Annotated in this window: 9 protein-coding genes and 1 tRNA gene; 4 read left to right on the top strand and 6 right to left on the bottom strand. The window is 60.8% G+C overall.

What is annotated here, in order from left to right:
• Positions 1-1007: NADP-dependent isocitrate dehydrogenase (locus ACOVQ0_RS08215; RefSeq protein ID WP_421882701.1), on the bottom strand; the 1007-nt coding region annotated here is incomplete at its 3' end.
• Positions 1008-1205: 198 nt separating this feature from the next.
• On the opposite strand from ACOVQ0_RS08215, the gene ACOVQ0_RS08220 reads away from it, so the two are divergent.
• A complete protein-coding gene (locus ACOVQ0_RS08220) occupies positions 1206-1970 on the top strand; it encodes a crotonase/enoyl-CoA hydratase family protein (protein WP_421882703.1) in 765 nt (254 codons plus the stop codon).
• 89 nt (positions 1971-2059) lie between these two features.
• Here ACOVQ0_RS08220 and ACOVQ0_RS08225 read toward each other — a convergent pair.
• Positions 2060-2134: transfer RNA gene (locus ACOVQ0_RS08225), tRNA-Val, on the bottom strand.
• Positions 2135-2247: 113 nt separating this feature from the next.
• Positions 2248-2631, bottom strand: coding sequence for a cell cycle two-component system response regulator CpdR (gene cpdR, locus ACOVQ0_RS08230; protein ID WP_421882706.1), 384 nt, complete (start codon positions 2629-2631; stop codon positions 2248-2250).
• Positions 2632-2833: 202 nt separating this feature from the next.
• On the opposite strand from cpdR, the gene ACOVQ0_RS08235 reads away from it, so the two are divergent.
• Complete coding sequence (locus ACOVQ0_RS08235; protein WP_421882709.1) at positions 2834-3796, top strand: N-formylglutamate amidohydrolase; 963 nt, start codon at positions 2834-2836, stop codon at positions 3794-3796.
• Positions 3797-4045: 249 nt separating this feature from the next.
• On the opposite strand, the gene ACOVQ0_RS08240 is transcribed toward ACOVQ0_RS08235, so the two are convergent.
• Together ACOVQ0_RS08240 and ACOVQ0_RS08245 are read right to left on the bottom strand one after the other, a co-directional pair.
• Positions 4046-4825: a SapC family protein gene (locus ACOVQ0_RS08240; protein ID WP_421882712.1), complete on the bottom strand. Its 780-nt coding sequence runs from the start codon at positions 4823-4825 to the stop codon at positions 4046-4048.
• A 110-nt stretch (positions 4826-4935) separates the two neighbouring features.
• Complete coding sequence (locus ACOVQ0_RS08245; protein ID WP_421882716.1) at positions 4936-6354, bottom strand: FAD-binding oxidoreductase; 1419 nt, start codon at positions 6352-6354, stop codon at positions 4936-4938.
• 160 nt (positions 6355-6514) lie between these two features.
• Here ACOVQ0_RS08245 and ACOVQ0_RS08250 point away from each other — a divergent pair, with 160 nt between their 5' ends.
• Entirely contained in the window at positions 6515-7102 is a 588-nt protein-coding gene (locus ACOVQ0_RS08250) for a hypothetical protein (protein ID WP_421882719.1), read from the top strand.
• 142 nt (positions 7103-7244) lie between these two features.
• Entirely contained in the window at positions 7245-8636 is a 1392-nt protein-coding gene (locus ACOVQ0_RS08255) for a DEAD/DEAH box helicase (RefSeq protein ID WP_421882722.1), read from the top strand.
• Positions 8637-8690: 54 nt separating this feature from the next.
• Here the strand turns inward: ACOVQ0_RS08255 and ACOVQ0_RS08260 are convergent.
• Positions 8691-8824: hypothetical protein (locus tag ACOVQ0_RS08260; RefSeq protein WP_421882724.1), on the bottom strand; the 134-nt coding region annotated here is incomplete at its 5' end.

Below are 8824 nucleotides of genomic sequence, written 5' to 3' on the forward strand. Positions count from 1 at the left end.
GTCCAGGCGAAGATCGAGGCGATCGGGTTGGTCGAGGTCTGCTTGCCCTGCTGGTGCTGGCGGTAGTGACGGGTCACGGTGCCGTGCGCGGCTTCTGCTTCCACGGTCTTGCCGTCCGGGGTCATCAGAACCGAAGTCATCAGGCCAAGCGAACCGAAGCCCTGCGCGACGGTATCCGACTGCACGTCACCGTCGTAGTTCTTGCAGGCCCAGACGAACTTGCCCGACCACTTGAGCGCCGAGGCGACCATGTCGTCGATCAGGCGGTGTTCGTAGACGATACCGGCGGCGGCGAACTTTTCCTTGAAGCCTTCGGTGTCGAAAACTTCCTGGAACAGATCCTTGAAGCGGCCGTCATAAGCCTTGAGGATGGTGTTCTTGGTGGAGAGGTACACCGGCCAACCGAGGCCCAGGCCATAATTGAACGATGCGCGAGCGAAATCGCGGATCGAATCGTCGAGGTTGTACATCGCCATTGCGACGCCGCCCGACGGGTAGTTGAAGACTTCGCGGTCAATCGTTTCGCCGTTATCGCCTTCCCAGACAAGGCGCAGCTTGCCGGGGCCGGGGACGACGAAATCGGTGGCGCGATACTGGTCACCGAAGGCGTGACGGCCAACGACGATGGGATCAGTCCAACCCGGAACGAGGCGGGGCACGTTCTGGATCACGATGGGTTCGCGGAAAACAACGCCGCCAAGGATGTTGCGGATCGTGCCGTTGGGCGACTTCCACATCGACTTGAGGTTGAATTCTTCGACGCGGGCTTCGTCAGGCGTGATGGTGGCGCACTTTACGCCGACGCCATACTGCTTGATGGCATTGGCGGAATCGATGGTGATCTGGTCGTCCGTCTCGTCACGCTTCTGGACCGAGAGGTCGTAATACTTCAGATCGATATCGAGATAGGGGAGGATCAGGCGCTCGCGGATCCATTCCCAGATGATCCGGGTCATTTCGTCGCCGTCGAGTTCGACGACCGGGTTCTTCACCTTGATCTTCGCCATAACCATCCTGTCTTTCAAGCTGGGGAGAGAAATTGCGCCTTCCCTTAGCAGAGGCTTTGTGCGGCGCAAGGCGGGCGCGCAGGAAGACTTGGCCATTCGCGCAATATTTAGGGTGGGGGCACTGGACATGGCGGGGTTGTCGGGGCAGATGTTTAAGTGACCGGTTAAAGCCGGACGGGTTTCCTTTGGAGAGATGCTATGAGCGAGGCGGAAGTCCTTACCGAAGTCGATGGCAACGTGCTGATCGTCACGATCAACCGGCCCGACGCGAAAAATGCGATGAACAAGGCGGCGGCCGAGGGCATTTCGGCGGCGATGGATCGGCTTGATGCAGAGGCTGATTTGCGGTGCGCGATCCTGACCGGTGCAGGCGGCACGTTCTGTTCGGGCATGGATCTCAAGGGGTTTCTGCGCGGCGAATCGCCTTCAATTCCGGGGCGCGGGTTCGGTGGCCTTTCGGAATGGACGCCGAAAAAGCCCATCATCGCGGCGGTTGATGGTTATGCACTGGCGGGCGGTATGGAACTGGCGCTGTCGTGCGATCTGATCGTGGCGAGCGCATCATCGAAATTCGGCATTCCCGAAGCCAAGCGCGGGCTGGCCGCCGCTGCTGGCGGCTTGATCAAACTGCCGCGCCAGATTCCGCCACGCATCGCGATGGAACTGGCGCTGACGGGCGATTTCATCACAGCGCAGCGCGCATATGAACTGGGCTTCGTCAACCAGATCGTGGAAGGTGCCTCGCTGGAAGCGGCAAAGGCGCTGGCCGCGCGGATTGCGGATAACGGCCCGCTGGCGCTGATCGCATCCAAGGGCATCATTCGCGATTCGCACGAATGGACCGAAGCCGAGATGTGGCAGAAGCAGCAGGCCTACATCGCGCCGGTCTTTACATCGAGCGATGCGCGCGAAGGCGCGGCGGCCTTTGCCGAGAAACGCAAGCCGAACTGGCAGGGCAAATAGGCGCGTGCAGGGGGCGAGGTGGTTTTGCCGCTTCGCCCACATGCCTCAGGCAAGAAAAAACCCCGCCGATGGCGGGGTTTTTCGTGTGATGGTGGGCGTAGCAAGGATTGAACTTGCGACCCCTACGATGTCAACATAGTGCTCTACCACTGAGCTATACGCCCGCACCATCATGCGGCCCTTTGGCGTTTCGGCGAACCTTCACGTCGTCGGGAAGCGGCCCATTAGCCTTGGGGGTTGGCCAAGGCAAGGGGGAAAATTCGGATACTGTCCGCGTTCAGGGCTGTCGTGTTCCGGCGAACGGCGCATCTTCGAAAACGCGTTCAACTTCGAGGACCAGATCCTTGAGATGAAACGGCTTCGACAGCACGCGCGCTTGGGGTGCTTCGCGATTCGCCTTGAGCGTCACGGCCGCGAAGCCTGTAATGAACATGACTTTGGTTGCCGGGCTGATCTCGGCGCAGCGTTGCGCCAGTTCGATTCCATCCATTTCCGGCATCACGATGTCCGACAGCAGCAGGTCGAAATGCTCACGCTCCAGCAGCGGTACGGCTGCCGTTCCGCGATCGACCGCAGCCACGGAAAAGCCTGCATTTTCGAGCGCGCGAGTAAGGTAAGTGCGCATCGCCTCTTCGTCTTCGGCGAGCAGGATCCTGATCATGGCCAACCTGTATCTTTATGGTCATCGGTATGGGCGGAAACGCATGTGCCTGCGTCTTGGCCAAGCTATGCCAGAGCGAGGTTAACATTCTTGCCCCGATGACGCTGCCAAAAGACGAAATTGCGACAAAATTTTGTAACGATTGAGCGCGTGGTTCGGACAGGATTTTGACTTCATCGCGAATCGGTTGCACGGTTGCCGGATGCAGCATCCCGGTGAGCAAAAGGCTGATTCGGTGCCGGTCCACGGTGGATCGGTGCCCGGCAACCCCGGTGTACCCGCTTTCACCCTCAAATTGCCCGATCCGTCACCCATTCCGGTGGTGATTGCTGTGCCGCACGCGGGGCGCGCTTATGCGAAGTCGCTGCTTGATCGGATGCGTCATCCGGCCTTTTCCGCGCCCCGGCTGGAAGATCGCTATGCCGATCTGCTGGGCGAAGCGGTGACGCGCGAAACCGGCGCGGCTTTGCTGGTAGCACATGCACCGCGCGCGATGCTCGACCTCAACCGGGCGAGCGATGACGTGGACTGGGAGATGCTGGGCGGTCGTCCGGCGGACGCTTCTGCCGCGCCGAGTGGCTTCGGGCGAAGAGCGCGCAGCGGTCTGGGCCTGATTCCCCGCCGTTTGCCGGGCTTGGGCGAGTTGTGGAAGCGGCGGCTCGATCATGGCGAGTTGAACGAGCGGATTGCTGCGATCCACCAGCCCTATCACCGGGCGCTGGCCGATACGATGACCGCCATCCGGGATCGCTGGGGTGCAGCCCTGCTGATCGATCTGCATTCGATGCCGCCCCTGGCCGCAAGGTCACCCGGAGAGGCTGCGCCAGAGTTCGTGATCGGCGATCGGTTCGGTGCGTCGTGCGATGGTGGCGTTGTTGCGTCGGCGTTCAGCGTGTTTGCCGAATCGGCGCGACGGGTGTCGCACAATCGTCCTTATGCGGGCGGGTATGTGCTCGAACGTCATGCCAGCAGGCATGAAGGCCTGCATTGTATGCAGCTTGAGATAGATCGTACCTGCTATCTCGATGCGCGGATGGCCGAGCCAGGGCCAGGCTTTACCGCCACGGTGGAACTGATCGTGGGGCTGGTGCGGCGGCTGGCAGTGGATGTTGCGGACATGGGGCGCACATCCGATCGAGGGCGCTGGCGCGCCGCAGCAGAATAGCGCGACACTATCCAAGAAAAAACCACCTGGAGCATGCTCCAGGTGGCCAAGGTTCAGGGAGGAGGTGCACGTGAGTGCACCAGTTACGCTGGGCCATGAGGGGAGCCGCAGCGCAACATCTTCAAGATAGGTGAGGTGCAGGGGGGCTGCAAGAGGTTTCGAGGGATTTTTGCAACACTCCAAGAAAAAACGCGACGAACCGTTAGGTTCGCCGCGCTTTTCTTTAGCACTGTTGCGCTTTTGCGCGGATCAGATTGCCGGGACAGGAACCGCTGGGACCGGACCCTTGCCGAGCTGGACCTGCGCGCCGAAGATCTGGCTGATCAGTTCGAGCGAGAACAGGTGTGCGTAAAGCAGCGGCAGAAGTCCGCTTTGCGCCCAGCCACGCAGCACGTCGCCGCGCACTTCGCGCAGCTTATCCTGATTGATCATCTGGAAGCCACGATAGACGAAAGGCTGTTCATTGCCTTCCTGCTGGATGGCCACTTCGCCTTCCATCAGCAGATCGTGCTTCTTCAGTTCGTCGATGAAGGCCTGCGTGCGTTGCCCTGCCTGTTCGAACTGTTCGCAGAAATTCAACGCAGCCTTGGTCGCTTCGGAAGGCTGACCATCGGTGAACAGATCCTGCCCTTCGTGCGAATCACCCAGCAGACCCGACGACGGGTCGAAGCACAGCGAAAGTTCTTCGCTGGTGGGGTTCAGCTTGGCGAGCAGGAACGGATAGCGGCGAACATAAGCCGGAATGTAGATCGGCTGCGTAACCTTGCCGTCTGCATCGACAAAGACGTTCACGCCTTCGTTGAGGCCCATAAGTGCCAGCGGCACAGGATTGTCGCCCGATGCGAAAATGATCGGATAATGGCGGGCCGCCTGCGGAAATTCTTCTGCCGTCAATGGGATAGCGTGCTGGCCAACCAGCCAGGGCGCAGCATCTGCGTTCTTGGCCTTCCACGTGGAGTGGTCGCGGCTGTTGAGCGGCATCAGGTCATTGTAGAACATCGGAAGGTTGGCTTGCGGCGCGCTGGCCATTTTGCATCTCTCCAATAAGCAACACACAACGCACGGCAAAATAACGGCGCTGGCCGCATCACGCGGGAAGCGCGGTTCTTAGGGACTGCGCCAAGGCGGCGCAAGCCGCGTTACAGCAGCTTGCCGGGATTCAGCAGTCCCTGCGGGTCCAGCGCGTGCTTGATCGCGCGCATCACGGCCAAGATTGCCGGATCGCCGAGGCGGGCCAGTTCGTCGCGCTTGAGGCGTCCGATGCCGTGTTCGGCAGATATCGACCCACCCCATGCGGTGACCATATCGTGGACTTGCGCGCTGATCGCCTTGCCGTCGCTCGCTTCCCACTCCACCCGTTCACGCCCCGGCGGCGCGATGACATGGAAGTGCACATTGCCATCGCCAAGGTGCCCGAAACACACCGCACGCGTGCCGGGCCATTCTGCCTCAAGCTGTGGCACCGCAGCTTCGACGAAAGCGGGCATCTGCTCCACCGGCACCGAGATATCGTGCTGCATCGCAGGCCCGATCGCGCGTTCGGCGGGGGATATCGTTTCGCGGATAAGCCACAGCCGTTCGGCCTGTTCTTCGCTCGCCGCGATGGTGGCGTCTGCGATCAGGCCGCGTTCAAGGGCTGTGGACAACAGATTTTCGGCAATCTCGGGCAGTCTTGCGGCTGTTTCAGTGTCGCCCGCGACCAGTTCTATCAGTGCGTGCCACGGGTGTGAATCAGCCAGCGGCGCGCGCGCATCGGGCAAGTATGCCAGCACGGCCTCAAGGCTGTGCTGTGGCAACACTTCGAAGCCTTCGAGCAGATCCTCAGCCATGTCCTGCGCCAGCAGAAGCAGGCTGCGTGCGTCTTGCAACGAAGCGGTGCCTGCCCACATCACTGTACGCCCGGCAATGGCGGGTGACAGCTTCAGCGTTGCTGCCGTGACGATGCCCAGCGTCCCTTCCGAGCCAATCAGCACCTGTTTAAGGTCAAACCCGCGATTGTCCTTTTTCAGTGGGGTAAGAAGATCGAGCACGGAGCCATCGGCCATGACCGCTTCCAGCCCCAGCACCAGCGCGCGCATTGAACCGTGACGCAGCACCTGGGTGCCGCCAGCATTGGTGGAGATCAGCCCGCCGACCGTGGCCGAACCCTTACCGCCAAGCGAAAGCGGAAAGCGTAGATCCTGGGCCTCAGCAGCTTCGTGCAACACTTGCAGAATCACCCCCGCCTCGCAGGTCGCTGTCCGCGCGGCGCTATCGACCATGCGGATGCGGTTCATCCGGCGCAGCGAGACGATCAATTCGTTTCCGCCATCGAACGGTGTTGCACCGCCCGACATACCGCTGTTGCCGCCCTGCGGCACGATCGGAACGCCATGTTTTGCACATAGCCTGACCAGAGCGGACAGTTCGGCAGTGTCTGCAGGCGATGCCAGTCCAAGCGCCTTGCCGGTATAGCGACCGCGCCAGTCCGTCAGCCATGCCGCCATGTCGGCAGGCTCGGTGGTCAACCCCTTCGGTCCCAGCAGCCCGGCTGCCGCGGTTAAGAATGCTTCGCTCATCAGGCTCGGCTATTGCCAGCCTTGCGCAAGGGCAATTCATTTTTGTTGGAGAGCGGGTTAAGCAAAGGTTCAAGCGTCCGGGGTAGGGGTGCTGGAAAGGGTGGGAGCGGCATAGGGGCGCCCATCCGTTGCAGGGTCAACAAGAGTTTTCGCAGCGCAAATGTCCAATCTTGCCAATCTTCTGGCCCCCATCGGGATGCTGCTGTCGTTTGGAGCGACCGGTCCTGTGGAATCGGACGATATCGGTGAAGAGTGGGCGGCGGCGAGCATTCCGGCAACCTCGCCATTGTTCGTGGGACAGGTCACGGCTGGGCCATTTGCCGATTTCATCGCCCAAGGGCTTGAAGACGACACTTGGAATCAGGTGCGCGTTGAGCAGCGGATGATCATCCGTATCGCTCCGCGTATGCCGGGATCAATGCTGGCACCACCGCCTGATCCGCGCTTTTCCGGGCCGCCACAGCCGCCACGTTTTTTAGAGCGCAAGACTGACAAGTGCCTGCCTGTCGCCAGCATTGCCGGAGTTCAGATCGAATCGCAGGATCGCCTGTTGCTGGTCACCCGCAATCGCAAGCTCATCGGTGCAAGCCTCGACAAATCCTGCCGTGCGCGGGATTTCTATTCCGGTTTCTATGTTGATCGCAGTGAGGACGGGCGGCTTTGTGCCGGTCGTGACACGATCCATTCGCGCGCCGGTGCCAATTGCGCGATCACCAAGATGCGCGAACTTGTTCCTGATGACGATTGAAACGATCTGCCGGTTGCGGATTTCTTGACTTTTCGGCCCGTTTCGTCATAGCGCGCGGGCAGTGCTGGCGGCTTTGCGCAATGCAGGCAGTCCAGCAGGCGCAAGATATTGCGCCGTCTCTTGTTTTCGGAAAATTGCCTGCATGAAGTTTGCCGACCTCGGCCTCTCGGATGAATTGCTCCAGTCGGTGCTTGATGCCGGCTATGACGAGCCGACACCGATCCAGGCGCAGGCAATTCCCGCCGTTCTGATGATGAAGGATATCATCGGCATTGCCCAGACGGGCACAGGCAAGACCGCAGGGTTCGTTCTGCCGATGATCGACATCCTCGCGCATGGCCGCCGCCGCGCCCTGATGCCGCGCTCGCTGATTCTCGAACCGACGCGCGAACTGGCCGCGCAGGTTGCCGAGAACTTCGAGAAATACGGCAAGAATCACGACCTGAAAATGGCGCTGCTGATCGGCGGTGTGCAGATGGGCGATCAGGTGAAGGCCCTGTCCGAGGGTGTCGATGTGCTGATCGCCACGCCGGGCCGCCTGATGGACCTGTTCGAGCGCGGCAAGATCCTGCTCACCGGTTGCGATCTGCTGGTAATCGATGAAGCGGACCGGATGCTCGATATGGGGTTTATCCCCGATATCGAGAACATCTGCACCAAGCTTCCCGCACAGCGTCAGACACTGCTGTTTTCAGCCACAATGCCACCGCCGATCAAGAAACTGGCGGACAAGTTCCTGTCGAATCCCAAGTCGATAGAAGTGGCGCGCCCTGCGGCGACCAATACGAACATCGCCCAGTTCAAGGTGCGCTGCACCAGCAGGCAGAAGCGCGAAGTTCTGCGGCACTTGCTGCGGACGGACAACGTCAGCACCGCGATCATTTTCGCCAACCGCAAGACCACGGTGCGCGAACTGGCCAAGTCTCTGCAGCGTCACGGTTTTGCCGCTGGTGAGATTCATGGTGACATGGATCAGAGTGCCCGCAACGCTGAACTGCAGAAGTTCAAGGATGGCGACATTTCGATCCTGTGCGCTTCAGACGTTGCAGCGCGCGGCCTGGATGTGAAGGGCGTAAGCCACGTCTTCAACTTCGATACGCCGTGGCACCCTGACGATTATGTTCACCGCATCGGTCGCACCGGTCGCGGTGGGGCTACGGGCCGTGCCTTCACGCTGGTGGCCTCGGAAGACAGCGAATCGATCGATAACGTTGAAAAGCTGCAAGGCACCAAGATTCCTGAGTTTGAGGTCAAGCTCGCCGAAAAGGCGGAACGCGTGCCTCGCGAAGGCAAAGTGGAGCGTGAGGCAGAGCCGAAGCGCGCTGGACGCCGTGAACGACCGGCGCGTGAAGAGCGTAAGGCACGCCCGGACCGCGAACCGCGTGCTGAACGTGCATCCGTGCCTGAGCGTAAAGTGCGGCCCGAGCGCGCACCCCGCCGCGAACCGCCCTATCGCGATCACTCCGAGCCGCCCTCAAAGCCGGGCGAGTGGAATGGGCCGATCCCCGAATTTCTGGCGGTTTCTGCGCTCTGACATTTCCCGGTAGCGGGAACGAGAAACGCCGAGCCTGTTGGTGAGGCAGGAAGGCTATTCGGCCAGTTTCACGAAGCTGTCGATCACGCGCTTGCGCCCGCTGCCTTCAAAATCGATTTCCAGCTTGTTGCCTTCCTGCTCGGCCACGGTGCCATAGCCGAACTTTTCGTGAAACACGCGCGCACCCA

The organism is Novosphingobium sp., assembly GCF_049240505.1.
Lineage (GTDB): Bacteria > Pseudomonadota > Alphaproteobacteria > Sphingomonadales > Sphingomonadaceae > Novosphingobium.